Here is a 20,187-nt window from a genome sequence, read left to right on the forward strand (position 1 = left end):
GTATGACGGGGAGGTTTGTTTGGGCGGGGGGATTATTCAGTAGGAAAAGCACCCTACGGCCCATGAATGACCGCTTGTATGCTCCCCTCTCCCGCAAGCGGGAGAGGGGAGCAAACCGGCGGCATAAGAGACTTTTTCCGCAATCAGCGGGGCCTAACGCGCGCCCTCCACCCACGCATTCACGCGTTCAGCATTCGCGGCAATCCACGCATCGGCCGCCGCATCGGGCTTGGTGCCGTTCTGGATCGCCAGCATCACGCTGTCGATCTCGCCCGCCTTCCACTGGAATTTCTTCAGGAAGGCGACGACCGGCTTGGCCTTCGTCTCCAGGCCCGGGTTCACGATGTTGTCGACATGCTCGGCATCGCCGAACACCTTCTTCGGGTCCTCCAGGAAACGCAGCTTCCACTTCGCGAACATCCAGTGCGGCGCCCACCCCGTGACGATCACCGGCTTGTTCGCGTTCATCGAGCGCGCCAGTTCAGCGGTCATCGCGCTGCCCGAACTCGGCATCAGCGAATAACTGAGCCCATAACTCTTGATCGCCTCGGACGCCTTGCGCATCACGCCGGCACCGGCATCGATGCCAACGATACGGCCTTCGAATGTCCCCTTCTGCGCGTTCAGGTCGTCGATGCTCTTCGCGCTCACCGATGCGGGAACAATCAGGCCGATCCGTGCTTCAGTGAAGTTCGGTCCGAGATTGACCACCTTGGCCTTGAACTGGTCCCAGTACGCGCCCTGCGTCACCGGCAGCCAGGCGGACAGCGTCGCATCGAGATCGCCGCGCGCGACGCCCTGCCACATCACGCCCGCCGCGACCGGCACGAGCTGCACCGGGTAGCCCAGCTTCTTCTCGATGATCCGTGCCGCGACGTTCGTCGTCGCGACGCTGTCGTCCCAGCCCTCCACGTAGCCTATCTTCAAGGTCGGCTTGGTCTCCCCGAGCGCCAGCGCGCTCCATGTCAACATCACCGACGCTGCGCCGGCACAAAACAGCTTTGCGAGAAGCTTCATGGCATACCTCCAGTGGCCGGAGCGGTAGCGCCCCGTATCGTTAGAATCGTTATCCGCCGTGGCCAGGCTCCGCGACAGACGTCATGCTCCGCCCGCTGCCTGGCAGGCGTTCCCCGTTTATTTGTCGATCACGAGATCCGACCGCGGCTTGCTGCAGCACAGCAGCACCATGCCCTGGTCGATCTCGCGCTGGCGGATGCCGCCGTTGTGCTTCATCTCGACCTGCCCGGAAACCAGCCTGACCTTGCAGGTGCCGCACATCCCCTGCGTGCACGACGCCGGCAGCCGCACGCCTGCCTGTCGCGCCGCATCGAGCACGTGCTGCCCCTCGCCGCAGAGGATCTCGCGCTGGCTCTTCGCGAAGCTGACGCTGAACTGCGCCGTGGCTGCATCGCCGTTTGTCGCCGGCACGGCGTCGCCGGCAGCCTCGTCGGCCTCGGCTTCCGCCGTAAGCGTCTCGAACGAGAAGCTTTCTTCGTGGTAGCGACTGCGGTCGAAACCCGCCTCGTCGAGCAGGCCGCGCACCGCCTTCATGTACGGCGCGGGCCCGCACGTGAAGACTTCGCGCTCCATGAAGTCCGGCGCGATCAGCTTCAGCAGCGGCAGCGACAGGAAGCCCGTCACGCCCGGCCAGCTGGTACGCGCGCCAAGCCGCTCGCAGACAAAGGACGTGCGGAAGTTGGCATGGCTCGCTGCGATCAGGTCGAGCTCGCGCGCAAAGATGATGTCGTCCGGCGTGCGCGCGCTGTGCACGAACACGATGTCCCGGTCCTCGGCGAGGTCGTGGTGCGCCCGGCTCATCGACATCAGCGGCGTGATGCCGGAGCCCGCGGACAGGAACAGGTACTTGCGCGCCGGATGCCGCGCGCACGTGAACTCGCCAGCCGGGCCGAGCACCCGGATCGACGCCCCCGGCTTCAGGTGGTCATGCAGCCAGTTCGACACCTTGCCGTCCGGCACGCGCTTGACCGTGATCGAAATCGTGTGCGGCCGCGCGGGCGACGACGAGATCGTGTAGCAGCGATTGATCGTCTCGCCATCGATGTCCAGCTCCAGCGTGATGAACTGCCCCGGCTCGAACACAAACGCGCGCCCTCCTGGCGAACGGAAGAAGAAGCTCTTCACGTCGTGCGTTTCCTGCCGCACGTGGCAGCACACGAGCGTCTCCTCGACCTCGCTCGTCCAGCGCTCGGGGAGCGCGCTCCAGAACGCCGGGCGCGTCACCCGGCTGTCCGCTGGCTCGGTAAAGACCGCATCGCGCATCATGTCTGCCTCCGCTGTTGCGCCTACGCGCCGATCTGCTCGGCCAGCCGGCCGATATACCAGGCCGAGAACTTCTCGACCAGGCCTTCGGTGAAGGGTGAGTACGGGCCGGGCTCGTACGCGCTGCTGCCCGCGCCACGCTGCGAGTACTCGACCAGCGCGCGATCCTGGTCGTTGGTCGCGTTCCAGACCGCGGTCAGGTTCTTCACGTCGTAATCGACGCCCTCCTGCGCATCCTTGTGGACCAGCCACTTGGTGCGCACCAGCGTTTCGCCGGCCGACAGCGGAATCACCGAGAACGTGACGATGTGGTCGCTCATGAAGTGATGCCACGAGTTCGGCTGCGTCCAGAACGACAGCCCGCCCAGATCGGCCTGCTCGAACTTGCCGAGCAGCTTCTTCGACGCAACCCTGGCGTCGAGCGTCTGCGATTCGCCGCTGCGGTCGAGCGGCAGGCGCTGCGTACGGAAGCCGGTGGTGTCGAGCAGTTGCTCGATCTCGGCCGACGGCAGGCTCATCGCTTCCCATTGCGCGGCACGCTCGATGCAGGTGCGCTCGAACGCTTCCATGCCCTCGGCATTGGCGGGCGAGCGCTGGTAGCCGAAGCCGTACTCGTACAACGAGATGGTCAGCTCGGGATGGTTCGCCACGCAGTGATAGCACTCGCGGTTGTTCTCCATCGTGAGCTTCCAGTTGCCTTTCTCGAGCACATCGATCTGCGCGGCAATTTTGGTGTCCGCCAGGTTGTGCGGCAGCAGGTACGGCTCCATGGCCGCACGCATCGCCGCAAAGTCGGCTGGCGGTTCGTCCGCGAGGCAGACGAAGATCAGGCCGGCGAGGTTCTCGACGTGAACGGACTTCAGGCTGTGCTTGCAGCGGTCGAACTTCTCGCCCATGTGCTCGGCGAACATCAGGTCGCCGTTCAGGTTGTAGGTCCAGCTGTGATACGGGCAGACGATGTTGCCGACCGTGCCCTTGTCCGCGTTGCACAGCCGCGCGCCACGATGGCGGCAGACGTTGTGGAACGCGCGCACCTGCATGTCGTCGTCGCGCACGATCAGGATCGAGTCCTGGCCGAGCTCGACCGTTACGTAATCGCCCGGCTCCGGCACGTCAGGCTCGACCGCCACCTGAATCCAGTGCTTGCGGAAAATCGCCTCCATGTCGAGCGCGAAGATCTCTTCGCTCAGATAGAAAGGCGCCTCGAGGCTGTATCCCGTCTTGCGCCGCTCCACCAGCGCACGAATGTCTGCCGATACTTTCATTGTTTGCTCCGGATTTCCTGCATCCCTGGTTGCTTGCCGACAGACCGGCAACGTGTCAGTAGTCGATGAGTTGATGCTCGCGCAAGTAGGCGAGGATCACTTGTGCTTTTTCGACCGAAGTCCCACCGTTTACGACGTTTCCGCCGCGGCTCTCGGTCGTCGTCGCCGACAGCATCCGGGCATGCCCGGACCGCTTCTCGGCGGCGGCCAGCCGGACCGGCTTGCGCTCGACGGCGCCGAGCGTCCAGGCGGCGGCCGCGCCGTCCTCGAAGCGTGCCGCCGGCACCGGCCGGACCGTGCCCGCGCGCAGCCGCGCGTATGCGTAGCGGGGCTGCGCGTTCGCGAGCGGATGGACGGCCACCACCGCCGGCAGCGCCGCATCGACGCGCCGGCGCAGGCCCTTGGGCAGGAACTGCCGCACGGCGACGCGCCCGCCGGAAATGTCGACGTCGACGGCCGAACCCACCAGCGGCCGGCCGAGCGCCGCGGCGACGTGGTACGGCAGCATTCCTGTGTCGTACGCACCCTCCGCGCGGGTGCCTGTCAGCACGAGGTCATAGTCCTTCACATGGGCCGCGAGCACGCGTGCGGCATCTTCGCCACCCGCGCAAGGGAGCACATGGACTTCGCGTGCACCAAGCGCCAGGTAGTCGTTGAGCGCGGGATCGGCGGCGTCGCCGGCGTGGATCACCGCGAGCTGCGCGCGATATTTGTCCGCCAGGCCGCGGCCGATCTCGAGCGCGGCCGCGTCGTTGCGGCTGTAGCGCGGCGCGCCACTGACGGGATGGCGTCCTACGGACACCAGCACCGCGATGCGTTGCACTTGTCTGGGGGCGTTCATGCTGCGGCTCCTGCGGATTGCCGGGCGCGGGCTGCGGCCGGTTGCTGTCCCCGTGCGGGGCGCGCGGCCTGTACCTGCTCGATCAGTGCGGCGATGGTCGCCTGCGCGTCACCGACGATGGTCAGGTTCGCGCGCTTGGCGATCGGCGCGCTGCCGTCCAGGTTGACTGCGATCACGTGACGGCAGTCCTTGATGCCTTGCAGGTGCTGCACCGCGCCGGAAATGCCGAACGCAATGTAGACGCTGGCCTCGACCGTCTTGCCGGTCGCGCCGACCTGCTTGTCGCGCGTGAAATGCCCGTTATCGACCGCCACGCGACTCGCGGCGATCGCCGCGCCGAACGCGCCCGCGAGCCGCTCGAACGCGCCGATATCGGTCACGCCATTGCCGGCCGCCACGATAAAGTCCGCCTCCTCCAGCGCGACCTGCGCGGCGTCGATCTCCTCCAGGCCGAGGTCGCGATACAGTTGCGTTCCGCCCCTGGCGTGCAGGAAATCGCCGGACAGCTGCTCGCCAGCGCCGGTGAACGGCAGCTTCGTGTCAACCGCGCCCGGCGCGAGCAGGATCACCTCCGGCAGCGCGCGGGTGGCGAAAGCGCGCTTCGCATGCGCATAGACGCCGACGTGGCGCGCGTCGATCTCGACCACTTCCGTCGCCACGCTCGCGCCTGTCGCAGCCGCGTACCGGCGACCCAGGTCGCCGTCCCCGCTCGCGTTGTCCGGCAGGAAGACATGCCTGGGCGACAGCGCCGTCGCGCACGCCTGCAGCGCGCGCAGTTCGCTGTCGGGCGCGAACGTGCGCCGGTCGAACTCGGGCAGCACGACAAGCTTGTCGGCGCCGAGTGCCGCCGCGTCATCCTTCATGTCACCAAACACCATCAGCGCGACTTCGGTCTGCGCATCGGCCAGCAGCGCGGCCGCCGCGACTGCCTGGCGCGCATGCTCGTCGAGCGCCCCGCGCTCGCTGTGCGCGGCCACCAGCAGCACGTGGCGCGGATCCTTCACCATCCGCCGCGGCTTTGCCGCCTCGGCGCCATGGCCGTGCGCAGGCCAGTGCGCGGCGCTTGCGTCCGCGCTGCCGGACTCGCCCAGCGTGATCCGCCTGAGGCCCGCCGCCGTGATGATGAACGGCCGGCGCGGGTCGATTCGTTTAATCGTGTTCATCGGTTCACTCCAGCGAGGCGGCGACCAGTTCGGCCACGTCGAGCACGTCCGGGCGCGGGCCGACCACGCCTTCGAGCATCGCCGTGCAGTTCGGGCAGCCGACCGCGACCACGTCCGCGCCCACCGCGCGCGCATCGGCGATGCGGATGTCGGGGATGCGCTGCTTGCCCGGGATATCCGTCAACGGTGCGCCGCCCCCGCCGCCGCAGCAGCGGCCGCGCATGCCGTTGCGTTCCATCTCGACCACCTGGATGCCGATCGTCTTCAGCAGCTTGCGCGGGGCTTCGGTTTCGCCGTTGTAGCGCCCGAGATAGCAGGGATCGTGATAGGTGATGCGCTTCTCGCGCAGCGCCTCGACCGCCTTCGGCGCGATCAGCCCGCTCGATGCCAGCTCGGCCAGATAGGTGGTGTGATGCTTGACCTCGACACGCAGACCCAGCGCGCGGTACTCGTTACGCAGGCTATGCATCACGTGCGGATCGGCCGTCACGATCTGGCGGAACGACAGCGTGCCGAGCGTGCCGATCAAATGCTTCGCCAGCTGCTGGAAGGTCGCCTCGTCGCCCAGGCGGCGCGCGACATCACCGGTGTCGGTTTCCACCTCGCCGAGCACCGCATAGTCGACGCCCGCCTGGTTCAGCACCTTGACGAACGCGCGCAGCGTGCGCTGGTAGCGCATGTCGAAGGCGCCTTCACCGGCGACGATCAGCACGTCGACCGTCTTGCCCGGCTGCGCCACCGGCGCATTCAGGTCCACCGACCAGTCATAGCGCGCAGCGGTATCGTAGCCACCCATCGTGCCGGTTTCACGCAGGTTCGCGAGCACTTCGGCGCCCTTGCCCGGCACGGTGCCATGCTCAAGGGTCTGGTTACGGCGCATGTCGACGATCGCATCGACGTGCTCGATCAGCATCGGGCATTCCTGCACGCACGCGCGGCAGGTCGTACACGACCACAACGTCTGCGCCTCGATCAGGCCGGACACGATCTGGCTGTCCGGCTCGCCGCGATGCCGGCCGACCGGAATGCCCGGCGTCGGGCTGCCTGCGTACGCGGCATCGGTGCCGCCCGCCATCCCGACGACCAGGTCCTGGATCAGCTTCTTGGGGTTCAGCGGCTGGCCCGAGGCGAACGCCGGACACGCGGCCTCGCACTTGCCGCACTGCACGCACGCGTCGAAGCTCAGCAGCTGGTTCCAGCGGAACTCGACCGGCTTGGCGACGCCATACTCCTGGTGCTCGATGTCGGGCAGCTTGAGCGCGGTCGGCGGCGTGGCGGTGCCGGTTCCGGTATACGACTCGGGCGATGCCGCGAAGCGCTCCTGGCGCGGATGGAATGCGAGATGCAGCAGCCCCGCGATTGCATGCTTCATCGGCCCGCCTTGCGCTGCGCCGACCGTCATGGCCAGCGCGCCGACGGCGATCAGCACCGCGCAGAACACCGCGAACGCGCCCGACATCAGACCGGCCGGCACCAGCGAGAACAGGGCGAGGCCGAGCGCGAACGAACCGAGCAGCCATGGCAGCGTATTCCACGGCCCCTTCGACAGACGCGCGGGCACGTCCTTTGCCCGGCGGCGGCGCCACACGAACACCGCACCGACCAGCATCACCAGCGCCGCGGCAAAGGTCAGCTTGTCGAGCCACGGCGAGTAGATGGCGAGACCGTAGTTGACGAACACCAGCGCCAGCGCGCCGATCGCGCCGCCGGCCGTCGCGACGTGCGTCCTGGCGATATACGGATCGCGCGCGACGACGTGGTGCAGGTCGACGAAATAGCGCTTGGGGATCGCGAACAGGTTGGCTATGCCGAACGTGCCGGGCGCGCTCGCCCGCCCGAGCCGCCAGTACGACGCGCGCTTCACGACCGCGAACGCGAGTCCCGCCACCGACAGCCAGAGCAGGACGGTAATCAGGTTGGACGGGTTCATCGTCAGAAATCCTTCACGAGCCGCAGCGCGTCGTAGATCGCGCCGTGGATGTTGTGCATCGAGATGCAGTCACCGACCCGGAACAACAGGAAGCGGCCGTTGCCGAGCGTCTCGGACAGGCACGGCTGCGGCTCCGCCGCGAACAGCTTATGCACGTCGACCTGGCCGCGGTTGACCGATTCCGGCTTCAGCTTCCAGTACAGCGCGTCGTTCGGCGTCGAACCGTTCTCGATCACCACCTGGTCGACCGCGCGCTCCTCGAGTTCTTCCGTGTATTCGTTGCGCAGCACCGCGATCTTCTTGCCGTCCTCCTCGTAGACGCGATCGAGCCAGTAGTTCGGGGTGTGGATCACGCCCTGCGCGTACAGGCGGCGATAGAAGATCGGGAACGTCGTGCCGCCGCAGTCATCGGCCACCTTCACGTCCGGCGTGACGATTTCCACCTTGGCGCCGCGGCTGGCCAGGTAGTCGGCCACGCCCGCGCCGGCGTGCGTGCTCACGCCGTCGTAGACCAGCACGTTCTGCTTGCCCTCGACCCGCCCCGACAGCACGTCCCACGAACTGACTGCCAGCCCCTCGGCGACGCCCCATGCGGGCACCTGGTCGGAGAAGGCGCGGCCGCCGGTCGCCAGCACGATGATGTCCGGCTTCTCCGCCATGATCATCTTCGCGTCGGCTTCGACGCCCAGGCGCCGGTCGACGCCGAGGCGCTTGGTCTCCATGTCGAACCAGCGCACGATGCCCGCCATCTGCTCGCGCTGCGGCGCCTTCGACGCCAGCATGATCTGCCCGCCGACTTCGGCGTTCTTCTCGAACAGCACGACCTCATGTCCGCGGGAACGCGCGACGCGCGCCGCCTCCAGCCCCGCCGGGCCCGCGCCGACCACGACCACCTTGCGCTTCGGGCCGCGCGACTTCTCGATCAGGTGAGGCATGGTTGCCTCGCGCGACGTCGCGGCATTCTGCACGCATAACACGTCGAGGCCGTTGTACTGCCGGTCGATGCAGTAGTTGGCGCCGACGCATTGCTTGATCTCGTCCTCGCGCCCGTCGCGGATCTTGATGACCATATGCGGATCGGCCATCTGCGCACGCGTCATGCCGACCAGGTCGACCATGCCGCTGGCGAGCAGGCGCTCGGCCTGGCCCGCGTCGCGGATGCTCTGCGCGTGCATCACCGGCACCTTGACCACCGCCTTGATACCCGCGGCGAGATGCACGAACGGTTCCGGCGGCAGCGCCATCGGCGGCATGCAGTTGGCGAGCGTGTTGTGCGTATCCGCGCCGGAACCGATCACGCCGAGGTAGTCGATCAGCCCCGATTCGGACATCGCCTGCGCGATCTCCTTGAGCTGCTCGTGATCGAGCCCGTCCTCATGGAATTCATCGCCGCACATGCGCAGGCCGACGCAGAAATCCTTGCCGACCGCCTCGCGCACCGCCTGCAGCACCTCGACGCCGAAGCGCAGCCGGTTCTGCAGGCTGCCGCCCCACTCGTCGGTGCGGAAGTTCGTGCGCGGGCTCCAGAACTGGTCGATCAGGTGCTGGTGCGCGGCCGAGATCTCGATGCCGTCCATCCCCGCGTCCTTCACGCGCTTCGCGGCGGCCGCGAAGTCGGCGATGATCCGGCGGATCTCCTCGACCTCGATGATCTTGGCGTTGCCGCGGTGCACCGGCTCGCGCACGCCGGACGGCGTCATCAGGTGCGGCCAGTGCTCGCCGTGGAATGCCGAGCGGCGCCCCATGTGCGTGGCCTGGATCATGATCTTGGCGCCGTGGCGGTGCATCGTCTCGGCGAGACGCGACAGCGGATCGATGATCTGGTCGGTGGCGAGGTTCACCGATTTCCACCAGCCCTGGGGACTGTCGATGGACACCGGGCTCGAGCCGCCGCAGATCGCCAGCCCGACGCCGCCCTTGGCCTTCTCCTCGTAATAGCGAATGTAGCGGTCGCCCGGCAGGCCGCCCGGCTCGGCATACACTTCGGCATGCGCGGTGCTGACGATCCGGTTGCGCAGCGTCAGCTGGTTGAGCTGCAAAGGTTTGAACAAGTGGGGATAACGCATCGCGGACGACCTCTGGCGTTTGTATGTTTCGTACTGCGGACGGGTGCGGTCAGTGGGGAGTTAGGGGGCGACCGGCGACACTTCGAACACGCAATGATCGTGACCCTCGGCCGCGCACTGCACTTCCTTCGATTGCGCGCGCGGGGCGCCCTTGCCTGCCGGGGTCGTATCGTTGACCCAGTCCATCGCGCCGGCGAACCAGCCGGCGAACATGTAGCAAAGCTTGCCTTCCTTTTCCGGCTGCGCCAGCACGAACGACGAGTGGCGCAGCGCGATGCGCGCGCGGGCCGCCGCGGGATCGGCTTCCAGCATCGAGAACAGCCCCCAGCCGCGCTGCGACAGCCGCTTCAGGTAGTGCTCGAACACCGCCATCCCGCTGATCCCGTGCAGCTTCGCTTCCTTGTCGCACCAGTGGTAGGCGGACTTGTAGCCGGCCTTGTAGAGAATTTCCGCGTACGTATCGCGGCCGAGCGCCTCTTCCACGGCCACGTGGTTGTTGGTGAAGAAGTGGCGCGGCACATACAGCATCGGCAGCGCGTCGGTGGTCCAGACGCCGGTATCGGGATCGACGTTGATCGGCAGTTGCGGTTGCATCGTGGTGACTCCGTGAGGAAAAATGGCCGTTTGCGTCATCGCGCAGGCGCGGCATCGCCCGCGTGCCCGCGTCTGTCGCGCGGGCACGTCCCGTGTCTTGTGATTCGCGTAAAAAAAACTGGCGGCTTTATGCGGGCTTATGCGCCCCAGACGTCCTTGAACACGCGCACCCAGTTCTCGCCCATGATCTTGCGGATGCGCGACGCCTTCCAGCCCGCGCGCTCCATCGCCGCGGTCAGGTTCGGGAACTCGCCGATGGTCCGGATGCCTTCCGGGTTGATGACCTTGCCGAAGTTGGTCAGCCGGCGATAGCGGCCCTTGTCGTGCGTCAGCATGTCGAAGAACTCGGTGCTGTAGCCCTGGGTGAAGTCGGTGCCGATGCCGACCGCGTCCTCGCCGATCCGGTTCACGACGTAGTCGATCGCTTCGATATAGTCGTCGACCGTTGCGTCGATGCCGCGTTTGAGGAACGGCGCGAACATCGTTACGCCGACGAAGCCGCCCGCATCGGCGATCTCCCGTAATTGCGCGTCGCTCTTGTTGCGCGGATGTTCCTTGAGGCCCGACGGCAGGCAGTGCGAATAGCAGACCGGCTTCTTCGAGAACGCGATCGCTTCGGATGAGGTGTTGCCGCCGACGTGCGACAGATCGACCATGATGCCGACACGGTTCATCTCGGTGATGACTTCGCGGCCGAAGTCGGACAGTCCGCCGTCACGCTCATAGCATCCGGTACCGACCAGGTTCTGCGTGTTGTAGCAGAGCTGCACGACGCGCACGCCCATGTCGGCGAACGCTTCGATATAGCCAAGGTTGTCCTCGAACGCGTGCGCGTTCTGGAAGCCCAGGATCACGCCGGTCTTGCCTTCACGCTTCGCGCGCAGGATGTCGTCGGTGGTCCGCACCAGCGTCAGCAGCTCGCCGTTATCGCGAATCTGCTTTTTCATCAGCGCGATGTTGTCGACGGTCTTGGTGAAGTTCTCCCAGACCGACACCGTACAGTTCGCGGCGGTGATGCCGCCCTTGTGCATGTCTTCGAACACCGAACGCTCGAACTTGGAGATGTTCAGGCCGTCGATGATGATGCTGTCTTGATGCAGCGCGCTCATTGGTTGCTCCAGTCTTGTTGGTACGGGGGTCAGTAGATCGGGAAGCGTTCGCAAAGCGCGAAGATCTCGCGGCGCACGCGCTGTTCGGTGGCCTGGTCGCCTTCCGGGTTGGCGCGCAGCGCCTCGAACACTTCGAGAATCAGGCGGCCGATCTCGCGGAACTCCGTAACACCGAAGCCGCGCGTGGTTGCGGCCGGGGCGCCGAGCCGGATGCCCGAGGTGATGGTGGGCTTCTCGGTGTCGAACGGAATGCCGTTCTTGTTGCAGGTGATGCCGGCGCGCTCAAGCGCCTGTTCGACCTGCGTGCCCTTCAGCCCCTTCGGACGCAGGTCGACCAGCAGCAGATGGTTGTCGGTGCCGCCCGTGACCAGGTCGACGCCGCCCGCCTTCAGCACTTCGCCGAGCGCCGCGGCGTTGGCGAGGACGTTGTCGATATAAGTCTTGAACTCGGGCTGCAGCGCCTCGCCGAAGGCGACCGCCTTGCCCGCGATCACATGCATCAGCGGGCCGCCCTGCAGGCCGGGGAACACGGCCGAGTTGATCTTTTTCGCGATCTCTTCGTCGTTGGTCAGCACAAAGCCGCCGCGCGGGCCGCGCAGGGTCTTGTGAGTCGTCGAGGTGACGACGTGCGCGTGCTCGACCGGATTGGGATGGCGGCCCGCGGCGATCACGCCGGCGATGTGCGCCATGTCGACCATCAGCTTCGCGCCCACGCTATCGGCAATCGCACGGAAGCGGGCAAAGTCCAGCTTGCGCGGATAGGCGGAGAAGCCGGCGATGATCAGGCTCGGCTTGTGCTCATGGGCCAGCGCTTCGACCTGGTCATAGTCGATCAGCATCGTGTCGCGGCTTACGCCGTACTGCACGGCGTTGAACCACTTGCCCGACAGTGCGGGTTTCGCGCCATGGGTCAGGTGACCCCCCGCGTCGAGCGACATGCCGAGCACGGTGTCGCCCGGCTTCGTCAGCGCAAGCATGACCGAGCCGTTGGCCTGCGCGCCGGAGTGCGGCTGCACGTTGGCGAAGCCGGCGTTGAAGAGCTGCTTCACGCGCTCGATCGCGAGCGACTCGACCTGGTCAGCGAACTCGCAGCCGCCGTAGTAGCGCTTGCCCGGATACCCTTCCGCGTACTTGTTGGTCAGCACCGAGCCTTGCGCTTCGAGCACGGCGCGCGACACGATGTTTTCCGAAGCGATCAGCTCGACTTGCGACTGCTGCCGCTCGAGTTCCTTCAGGAGGGCGCCGCGCACCAGCGCGTCGCGCTCGGCCAGGGGCTGCGAGAAGAATGACTGGGTGTTCGACATAGAGCTTCCGTGAGGGATTGAGGTGGCTGCCTGACAGGCGGGTAAGGTGCGCTGCGCCTGGTATTCCCGGGTGGTCAGCGCACGTTGCCGACGGCTCTATTCTTGTCGTTCGGGTTTTCCGTCGATTGATGAATTCAGACGCGATCTTTTCCTTTTCCGCCATTCGCGTCCGATTTGCACAAGTCGGCCATGGGACGCAGCCGGACCACAGCAAAGCCGCCGTGCCGCGCACTCGCCGGATGCTGCATTGCACTACGGCAGTGCCGCTGGCGCGGCGCAAGTGCGGCTTGTCACCCCTGCGGTGCAACAGCCGCGCGGCGCCGGGGCCACGGCCCCACAAATGTAGGGTTTCGCCGTATGGCACGTTTGTTGCGCCCGCTTTATCAATAAAGCCTTCGACGGTATCCAGGCATCAGACCTGAAAGCCATCTGAAATCAAGGAACGCCCCCATGTCACCCGACCGAACCGCGTCGCTGTCCCACTTCGCCTTTATGCCGCTGCCCAACTTCTCGATGATTGCGTTTACCAGCGCCATCGAGGTGCTGCGGATGGCGAACTACCTCAGCGGCCAGGAGCTGTACCGCTGGTCCATCGTCAGCCCGGAGGGCGGCCCGGTAACGGCGAGCAATGGACTGGCGCTCGACACCTGCCGCACGGACAGCATCGGGCGCCCGGACATCGTCTTCGTCTGCGGCGGCGTCGACGTGCAGCGCGCGACGACGGCGGAACACCTGTCGGCGCTGCGCCGCGCGGCGCGCGAGGGCATCGTGCTGGGCAGCCTGTGTACCGGCACCTACGCGCTGGCCAAATCGGGGTTGCTCGCCGGTTATGCCTGCGCCATCCACTGGGAGAACATGTCGGCGCTGAAGGAGGAGTTTCCCGACACGCGCTTCCTGAAGGAACTGTTCGTGATCGATCGCGACCGTGTCACCTGCACGGGCGGCGTCGCGCCCTTGGACATGATGCTGCACCTGATCGCCAAGCGCATCGGCACCCCACGCGTCACCCAGATCGCGGAGCAGTTCATCGTCGAACATGTGCGCGACACGAGCGCGCAGCAGAAGATGCCGCTGGTCGCGCGCCTGGGCTCGGCGAACAAGTCGCTGTTCGAGGTGATCTCGCTGATGGAAAACAATATCGAGGAGCCGCTGTCGCGCGAAGAGCTCGCACGGCTGGCGAGCATGTCGCAGCGGCAGTTGCAGCGCCTGTTCCGCGACCATCTCGGGATGACGCCGACGCATTACTACCTGACGCTGCGTCTGCGCCGGGCGCGCGAGCTATTGCTGCAGACCGACATGTCCATCATGCATATCACGATGGTGTGCGGCTTCCAGTCCGCGTGCCATTTCAGCAAGAGCTACCGCGATGCGTTCGGCGTCGCGCCGACGCGCGAACGCAGGCAGCAGGTCGCGCCGCTGGCGAAGGCGGCGGGGATGGCGGGGTCGGCGAAGTATTCTGCGGTGATGCACGCGTGATCCACGCTGTTTGCTTCTCTCTACCGCTTGCGGGAGAAGAGAGAAAACAAGCGGTGCGTTGGACGATGGTGCCTGAATGACCGCTGACCGGTTCCCTCTTCCGCTAGCGGGAGAGGGCTAGGGTGAGGGCCAGGACGTCGCGAACCACCAAGCCATATCGCAAGGCACAGGCCTGCCCTCTCCGCCGCCCCTCTCCCGCAAGCGGGGAGAGGGGAGAAAAACTCTCAGTTTTCGCTCTGTCAGCAGCCTCACGTACAACCGTTCACGCCGCCAGCATCCCATGCGGATCGATGACAAACTTCCGCGGCGCACCGCCATCGAACTGCTTGTACCCTTCCGGGGCCTGATCGAGCGAGATCACTGACACGTTGACGATCTCCGCGATCGGCAGGCGATTGTGCAGGATCGCCTGCATCAGGTTGCGGTTGTACTTCAGCACGGGCGTCTGGCCGGTGTGGAACGAGTGCGACTTCGCCCAGCCAAGCCCGAAGCGGATGCTCAGGCTGCCGTGCTGCGCCGCTGCGTCCTTTGCGCCCGGATCGTCGGTCACGTACAGCCCGGGAATCCCGATCGCCCCCGCGGGCCGCGTGATTTCCATCAATGAATTCAGCACCGTAGCCGGCGCCTCCTCCGCGTGCCCCGACGCACCATGCCCGTGCGCTTCGAAACCGACGCAGTCGACCGCGCAATCGATCTCCGGCGTGCCAAGAATCTCGGCGATCTGTTCACCGAGCGTCGCATCTTTCGACAGATCGACCACTTCAAAGCCCATCGCCTTCGCATGGGCCAGACGCGCCGGGTTCATATCGCCGACGATGGTGCAGGCCGCGCCGAGCAGCCGCGCCGAAGCCGCCGCCGCCATGCCGACCGGACCCGCGCCGGCGATGTATACCGTCGAGCCAGGCTTGACCCCCGCGGTGACAGCACCGTGATAACCAGTCGGCAAAATGTCCGACAGGCAGGTCAGATCGCGGATCTTCGCCATCGCCTGGTCGCGGTCGGGGAACTTCAGCAGGTTGAAGTCGGCATACGGCACCATCACGTACTCCGACTGCCCGCCGATCCACCCGCCCATGTCGACGTACCCGTACGCACCGCCGGCACGCGACGGATTCACGCTCAGGCATACGCCGGTGTGTTGCTCCTTGCACATCGCACAACGCCCGCACGCGACGTTGAACGGCACCGACACCAGATCGCCGATCTTCAGCGTCTCGACGTCGCGGCCAATCTCGATCACCTCGCCGGTGATCTCGTGACCGAGCACCAGCCCCATCGGCGCAGTCGTGCGGCCGCGCACCATATGCTGATCCGAGCCGCAGATATTCGTGGTCACGACCTTGAGGATCACGCCGTGGCCGATCGCGCGGCCCGTCGGATCCACCATTTTCGGATAGTCGATTTTCTGTACCTCGACCTTGCCCGGCTCAAGATATACGACACCTCGGTTGCTGCTCATCGCATTGTCTCCATGTCTCGTTGAATCGCGCCGCGCGCCACACCCGTGGGCGCGGCATGCGCGGCACGTGTCTTCGAGAGTAGTCCGGGAGACCGGGGTGCCGATGTGCAAAAACCGACGAGCGTTTGCACAGCGCCGACATCGCCGCGACCGCCGACGCGTGGTGTAGCTGAGACCGGGAGACCTGTGTCCAATACCGACACGCGTTAGCACGGTGCCGATACGGCCCGGAGGCAATGCTCAGGCCGCCTGCCCGCTGCGCCTGAGGTAATCGGCCCGTGTCCATTCAAGCGCGACACCGACGCGTTGCGTGCCGGGCCGGATCTTCGGCTTGTGCACGGCGAGCGTCAGCGTGTCGAGCGCCGGCCATTCCCGAAACGACAGCTCCGCGATTTCGGCCACCAGCGTCTCGAGCAGCCGCGTATGCGGCTTGTGCGCCAGAAACGCGGCGAGGCGCGCACAATAGCCGTCGTAGTCGATCCACTCGCCATCCTCGCGCGGCTCGTGGCGATAACCGAGACGCGCATCGATCACGATCGGCTGCGGGGCTTCGTGCTCGTGCGGATAGACGCCGATCCGCACCGGCACCGTCAACGCATCGATAAACACGCTCCAGCCCCGACCGGGCAGGAGCTGCGAATCGAGCGTAGCGAGCCCCTCAAGCGGCGCGCTGAACGCGTTGTCGACCGGCTTCATGCTGTCAACGGCGCCGCGGCGTCGAGAATGATGCGGCAGAAATAATCGGCAAAGCTGCGGCGCACCACGATCTCGTAGCGGTCGACGCCGGTCGGCACCAGCACGATCGACGCCTTGAAGTAGTGGCTCTGCGCGCACTGCCCCGGCTTGAACACGCGCGGATGCAGGTCGAGCGGGCAACCGCGCGCCAGCACGTCACGTACGCGCTCGCCGCTGATCTCGACGACCGTGTAGCCGCTGCCGACGTCGACCGCCGCCGCATACGCGCCGGCGATCGCCTGGGCGAGCTTTGGCTCGAGCACGCCCGCCGGCACCGGCGCGTTCGACCGAACGAGCCACTCGTCGGGGCCCAGCCACAGCACGTCATGGGCGGTGCCGCGCGCGACCGTGTTCGGTGCGGCCGGCGGACGGCAGCCGACCACCGCCTCGAACGCGTCGACGAACGCAGGGTCGGAGAGATCGCCCCGCACGTTGACGAGATCGAGAAAGGCGCGCTCGCGCATCACGAAGTGTTTCGACGCGCGCGCCTGGTGCGCGTTCAGCAGCTCGGCCGCGCCGATGAACGGCGACTCGAGCCGCACGCCGCGCGTGCGCGCGTCAGACGCCGGCCTGTCTGCCACCGGCGTAGCGATATTCGTTTCATTCCACATTCTGGCGCACCCCTTCCGTATCGTAGAAAACCGGGCTGGAGATCTTCGCGGTCACGCGCCGGCCGTTTGCCAGCGGAATCGCCACGCTTTCGCCCATCTTGTTCAGGCCACCCTTCACCACGGCAAGCGCGATCGAGCGCTTCAGGATCGGGCTGTAATAGCTCGACGTCACATGGCCGAGCATCGGCGTCGGGTCAGTCGTCGACACCTGTGTGTCCGGCGCGATGATCTGCGCACCCTCCGGCAGCACGAACTGCGCGTCGTCCGTCAGCAGGCCGACGAACTGCTTGCGGCCTTCCTTTGCGGTGTCCGAACGCGTCAGCGAGCGCTTGCCGAGGAAGTCCTTCGACTTCGCGACGACACCACCCATGCCCAGGTCGTACGGCGTGATCGAGCCGTCCGTGTCCTGGCCGACGATGATGTAGCCCTTCTCCGCGCGCAGCACGTGCATCGTTTCCGTGCCGTACGGCGTGATGTCGAACTCGGCACCCGCGGCCATCAGCGCTTCCCACACCGCGCGCCCGGCGTTCGCGGGCACGTTCACTTCGTACGCAAGCTCGCCCGAGAAGCTGATCCGCATCACGCGCGCCTTCGCGCCGGCGACGGTGCCGTTCCGATAGCTCATGAACGGAAATGCTGCGTTCCCGAAGTCGATGTCATCGCAGACCTTGCGCAGCACCTTGCGGCTCTTCGGGCCGACGACCGCGAACGTCGCCCAGTGATCGGTCACCGACCCAAGGCGCACCTTCATGTCCGGCCATTCGGTCTGCAGCCAGCGCTCGAGCCAGGTCAGCACGCGCGCGGCGCCGCCCGTGGTCGTCGTCATCATGAAATGCTGCTCGCCGAGCCGCACCGTCACACCGTCGTCGAACACCATGCCGTTCTCGTCGAGCATCAGGCCATAGCGGCACTTGCCGACTTCGAGCTTGTTCCACGGGTTGGTGTACATCCAGTTCAGCAGCGTCACCGCGTCCGGGCCCTGGATGTCGATCTTGCCCAGCGTCGATGCATCGAGGATGCCGACGCTGTTGCGCACCGCGAGGCATTCGCGCTTGACCGCCGCATGCAGGTCCTCGCCCTTCTTCGGGAAGTACCACGGCCGCTTCCAGTTGCCGACGTCCTCGAACAGCGCGCCATGCTCGACGTGCCATTCGTGGATGCAGGTCTTGCGCACCGGGTCGAGGAAGTCGCCGAGTTCGCGTCCCGCCAGCGTGCCGAACGTGACCGGCGTGTAGTTGGGGCGGAACGTCGTCGTGCCGGTGTCGGGAATCGACTTGCCCAGCGCCTGCGCCAGGATCCCCATGCCGTTGATGTTGCCGAGCTTGCCCTGGTCGGTGCCGAAGCCCATCGCGGTGTAGCGCTTCACGTGTTCGACCGACTCGAAGCCTTCGCGCGCGGCGAGCAGGATGTCGGACGCGGCGACGTCGTTCTGGAAGTCCACGAACTGCTTCGGCCCGCGCGCGGCGGCCTCATGGCTGCCGACGAGCCACAGCGGCAGCAGTGCGCCTTCCGTGACGGATGCGACCTTGGGCGCCGCGGGGCGCTTGGCGTTACTGAAGCCGGCGGCCTTGGCCGCGGCGGCGCCCGCCTCGATCGCGAGCGGCAGCGCCTGCGCCAGGCTGAACTCGCCCGCGGCCGCGCCAACGCTCACCTCGGCCTGCATCGACTTGCCCGGCACGAAGCACACCTTCTCATCGTCCCACCGCGCCTTGCCGCCCGATTGCGCGAACAGGTGCAGGACCGGGCTGAAGCCGCCCGACATCGCGACCAGATCGCACTGGATCGTCGACACCTTGCGGCCGGTCTTGCCGTTCGCATAAGCCGCCACGTCCACCGACGCGACGTGCCGCTTGCCGGATGCGGCCGTCACCACCGCACCATTCAGCACGGTCAGGCCCTGCCGCTTCGCGGCGGCCGGCAGCGCGCCATTGGTCGAAGCACGCGCATCGACGATGGTCACCTTCGCGCCGCACGCCTTCAGGTCGAGCGCCGCCTGGTAGCCGCGATCGTTGTTGGTAAACACGACCGCGTCGCGTCCCGGCAGCACGCCGTAGCGATGAATGTAGGTCGACACCGCCGACGCCATCATGACGCCCGGCAGGTCGTTGTTGCCGAACACGATCGGGCGCTCGTGCGCACCGGTCGCAAGAATCACCCGTCCTGCACGGACCTTCCACAGCAGCTCGCGCGTGCCCTGGCGCTTCGACGCCGGCAGGTGGTCGGTGAGCCGCTGCGTCACGGTCACGAGATTGTGGTCCTGATAACCGAACGCGGTGCTGCGCGACAGGATCGTCACGTCCGGCAGCTTGCGCAGTTCAGCCGCGATCTGCTCGACCCACTGCAGCGCGGGCTTGCCGTTGATCTCGGTGCGCCCGGAGAGCAGGCTGCCGCCCAGTTCGCACTGATCGTCGACCAGGATCACGCGCGCGCCGGACACGGCCGCCGCATGCGCGGCCGCCAGGCCCGTGGGGCCGCCGCCAACCACCAGCACGTCGCAGTGCGCGTAGCACTTGTCGTAGCGATCGGCGTCGCGCATGTCGGGCGCCTTGCCCAGACCGGCCGCATGGCGGATCTTCTCTTCGTACTTCGGCCACATCTTGCGCGGCCACATAAAGGTCTTGTAGTAGAAGCCCGCGGGCATGAAGCGCGCGAACTTCTGGTTGATCGCCATGCGATCGCGTTCGAGGTCGGGCTCCGCATTCACGCTCGTCGCGACGAGTCCGTGATACAGCTCGACTTCGGTTGCGCGCGCGTTCGGCACCGTGTACGCGCCGCGTTCCAGCTGCACCACGGCATTCGGCTCGGCGACATCCGCCGTCACGATGCCACGCGGACGGTGGTACTTGAAACTGCGCGCGACAAAGCGCACGCCGTTCGCGAGCAGCGCCGACGCAAGCGTGTCGCCCTGGAACCCCTGATAGGTGCGTCCGTTGAACGTGAAGGTCAGCGGCGCCGCGCGATTGATGCGGCCACCGGTGCCGAGACGGTCTTTCTGGCTCATTTCTTGCCCCTTACTTGCGGTGCTTCTTGCGGTGCTTCTTGCGCTGCTTGATGCGGTACGCTTGCGCCGGGCTGGCCGAAGGTCTCGTAGCCCTTGATGTCATAGGTGACCGTATCGCGCTCCACCTTGAACCAGCGGCGGCAGCCCTGGGCGTGGATCCATTGCTCGCGATGCGTGCCACGGGTATTGGTGCGCATGAACAGGTAGTCGCCCCATTCGCGGTCGGACAGCTTCTCGGTCTCGAGCGGGCGCGCGATGTCGGCCTCGCCGCCGCACGAGAATTCGGATTCGGCGCGCGGTCCGCACCACGGACATTCGATCAGCAACATTTCTTTCTCCTGGTGGCGGTGGCC

Annotated in this window: 16 protein-coding genes; 1 reads left to right on the top strand and 15 read right to left on the bottom strand. The window is 66.4% G+C overall.

The genetic code is table 11. The annotated features are described in order from the left end of the window. Positions 1-153 precede the first annotated feature (153 nt). From AB1I47_RS20020 to AB1I47_RS20065, 10 genes are all read right to left on the bottom strand, one after another. Positions 154-1,017, bottom strand: a complete 864-nt coding sequence (locus tag AB1I47_RS20020; protein WP_354685472.1) for a glycine betaine ABC transporter substrate-binding protein — start codon at positions 1,015-1,017, stop codon at positions 154-156. Positions 1,018-1,134: 117 nt separating this feature from the next. Then, complete coding sequence (locus tag AB1I47_RS20025; RefSeq protein ID WP_354685473.1) at positions 1,135-2,283, bottom strand: FAD-binding oxidoreductase; 1,149 nt, start codon at positions 2,281-2,283, stop codon at positions 1,135-1,137. A gap of 20 nt (positions 2,284-2,303) precedes the next feature. Further along, positions 2,304-3,545, bottom strand: coding sequence for an aromatic ring-hydroxylating oxygenase subunit alpha (locus AB1I47_RS20030; protein ID WP_354685474.1), 1,242 nt, complete (start codon positions 3,543-3,545; stop codon positions 2,304-2,306). 55 nt (positions 3,546-3,600) lie between these two features. Next, positions 3,601-4,386 (bottom strand): electron transfer flavoprotein subunit beta/FixA family protein, encoded by a 786-nt coding sequence (locus tag AB1I47_RS20035; protein ID WP_354685475.1) that lies wholly within the window; start codon positions 4,384-4,386, stop codon positions 3,601-3,603. Next, positions 4,383-5,549, bottom strand: a complete 1,167-nt coding sequence (locus AB1I47_RS20040; RefSeq protein ID WP_354685476.1) for an electron transfer flavoprotein subunit alpha/FixB family protein — start codon at positions 5,547-5,549, stop codon at positions 4,383-4,385. The genes AB1I47_RS20035 and AB1I47_RS20040 overlap by 4 nt, the downstream gene beginning before the upstream one ends. Positions 5,550-5,553: 4 nt before the next feature. Beyond that, positions 5,554-7,479, bottom strand: coding sequence for a (Fe-S)-binding protein (locus AB1I47_RS20045; protein WP_354685477.1), 1,926 nt, complete (start codon positions 7,477-7,479; stop codon positions 5,554-5,556). 2 nt (positions 7,480-7,481) lie between these two features. Beyond that, positions 7,482-9,545 (bottom strand): NADH:flavin oxidoreductase, encoded by a 2,064-nt coding sequence (locus tag AB1I47_RS20050; RefSeq protein WP_354685478.1) that lies wholly within the window; start codon positions 9,543-9,545, stop codon positions 7,482-7,484. 60 nt (positions 9,546-9,605) lie between these two features. After that, positions 9,606-10,139, bottom strand: coding sequence for a DUF5943 domain-containing protein (locus tag AB1I47_RS20055; RefSeq protein WP_354685479.1), 534 nt, complete (start codon positions 10,137-10,139; stop codon positions 9,606-9,608). Positions 10,140-10,276: 137 nt separating this feature from the next. Further along, positions 10,277-11,248, bottom strand: a complete 972-nt coding sequence (locus tag AB1I47_RS20060; RefSeq protein WP_354685480.1) for a dipeptidase — start codon at positions 11,246-11,248, stop codon at positions 10,277-10,279. A gap of 29 nt (positions 11,249-11,277) precedes the next feature. Then, positions 11,278-12,552, bottom strand: coding sequence for a serine hydroxymethyltransferase (locus AB1I47_RS20065; protein ID WP_354685481.1), 1,275 nt, complete (start codon positions 12,550-12,552; stop codon positions 11,278-11,280). 450 nt (positions 12,553-13,002) lie between these two features. On the opposite strand from AB1I47_RS20065, the gene AB1I47_RS20070 reads away from it, so the two are divergent. Continuing rightward, entirely contained in the window at positions 13,003-14,028 is a 1,026-nt protein-coding gene (locus tag AB1I47_RS20070; RefSeq protein WP_354685482.1) for a GlxA family transcriptional regulator, read from the top strand. A gap of 262 nt (positions 14,029-14,290) precedes the next feature. Here the strand turns inward: AB1I47_RS20070 and fdhA are convergent, their stop codons facing one another. From fdhA to AB1I47_RS20095, 5 genes are all read right to left on the bottom strand, one after another. Beyond that, on the bottom strand, positions 14,291-15,487 hold the full coding sequence (gene fdhA / locus AB1I47_RS20075) for a formaldehyde dehydrogenase, glutathione-independent (RefSeq protein WP_354685483.1): 1,197 nt from the start codon (positions 15,485-15,487) through the stop codon (positions 14,291-14,293). Between the two features lie 240 nt (positions 15,488-15,727). Continuing rightward, positions 15,728-16,183, bottom strand: coding sequence for a dihydroneopterin aldolase (locus tag AB1I47_RS20080; RefSeq protein WP_354685484.1), 456 nt, complete (start codon positions 16,181-16,183; stop codon positions 15,728-15,730). Next, entirely contained in the window at positions 16,180-16,833 is a 654-nt protein-coding gene (locus tag AB1I47_RS20085; RefSeq protein ID WP_354685485.1) for a sarcosine oxidase subunit gamma, read from the bottom strand. The genes AB1I47_RS20080 and AB1I47_RS20085 overlap by 4 nt, the downstream gene beginning before the upstream one ends. Beyond that, the gene (locus AB1I47_RS20090) at positions 16,823-19,834 is read right to left on the bottom strand and encodes a sarcosine oxidase subunit alpha family protein (RefSeq protein WP_354685486.1); all 3,012 of its coding nucleotides are present in this window, start codon (positions 19,832-19,834) and stop codon (positions 16,823-16,825) included. Before AB1I47_RS20090 ends, AB1I47_RS20085 begins: the two co-directional genes overlap by 11 nt. Beyond that, a complete protein-coding gene (locus AB1I47_RS20095; protein WP_354685487.1) occupies positions 19,831-20,163 on the bottom strand; it encodes a sarcosine oxidase subunit delta in 333 nt (110 codons plus the stop codon). Before AB1I47_RS20095 ends, AB1I47_RS20090 begins: the two co-directional genes overlap by 4 nt. Between the last annotated feature and the right edge of the window lie 24 nt (positions 20,164-20,187).

It is taken from the genome of Cupriavidus necator (assembly GCF_040578825.1).
Classification (GTDB): Bacteria; Pseudomonadota; Gammaproteobacteria; order Burkholderiales; family Burkholderiaceae; genus Cupriavidus; species Cupriavidus necator_E.

Coding starts and splice junctions, on each gene's coding strand:
- AB1I47_RS20025 (WP_354685473.1), bottom strand. CDS start 2,283: ATGATGCGCGATGCGGTCTTTACCGAGCCAGCGGACAGCCGGGTGACG.
- AB1I47_RS20095 (WP_354685487.1), bottom strand. CDS start 20,163: ATGTTGCTGATCGAATGTCCGTGGTGCGGACCGCGCGCCGAATCCGAA.
- AB1I47_RS20085 (WP_354685485.1), bottom strand. CDS start 16,833: ATGTGGAATGAAACGAATATCGCTACGCCGGTGGCAGACAGGCCGGCG.
- AB1I47_RS20050 (WP_354685478.1), bottom strand. CDS start 9,545: ATGCGTTATCCCCACTTGTTCAAACCTTTGCAGCTCAACCAGCTGACG.
- AB1I47_RS20080 (WP_354685484.1), bottom strand. CDS start 16,183: ATGAAGCCGGTCGACAACGCGTTCAGCGCGCCGCTTGAGGGGCTCGCT.
- AB1I47_RS20090 (WP_354685486.1), bottom strand. CDS start 19,834: ATGAGCCAGAAAGACCGTCTCGGCACCGGTGGCCGCATCAATCGCGCG.
- AB1I47_RS20030 (WP_354685474.1), bottom strand. CDS start 3,545: ATGAAAGTATCGGCAGACATTCGTGCGCTGGTGGAGCGGCGCAAGACG.
- AB1I47_RS20055 (WP_354685479.1), bottom strand. CDS start 10,139: ATGCAACCGCAACTGCCGATCAACGTCGATCCCGATACCGGCGTCTGG.
- AB1I47_RS20020 (WP_354685472.1), bottom strand. CDS start 1,017: ATGAAGCTTCTCGCAAAGCTGTTTTGTGCCGGCGCAGCGTCGGTGATG.
- AB1I47_RS20035 (WP_354685475.1), bottom strand. CDS start 4,386: ATGAACGCCCCCAGACAAGTGCAACGCATCGCGGTGCTGGTGTCCGTA.
- fdhA (WP_354685483.1), bottom strand. CDS start 15,487: ATGAGCAGCAACCGAGGTGTCGTATATCTTGAGCCGGGCAAGGTCGAG.
- AB1I47_RS20065 (WP_354685481.1), bottom strand. CDS start 12,552: ATGTCGAACACCCAGTCATTCTTCTCGCAGCCCCTGGCCGAGCGCGAC.
- AB1I47_RS20060 (WP_354685480.1), bottom strand. CDS start 11,248: ATGAGCGCGCTGCATCAAGACAGCATCATCATCGACGGCCTGAACATC.
- AB1I47_RS20040 (WP_354685476.1), bottom strand. CDS start 5,549: ATGAACACGATTAAACGAATCGACCCGCGCCGGCCGTTCATCATCACG.
- AB1I47_RS20070 (WP_354685482.1), top strand. CDS start 13,003: ATGTCACCCGACCGAACCGCGTCGCTGTCCCACTTCGCCTTTATGCCG.
- AB1I47_RS20045 (WP_354685477.1), bottom strand. CDS start 7,479: ATGAACCCGTCCAACCTGATTACCGTCCTGCTCTGGCTGTCGGTGGCG.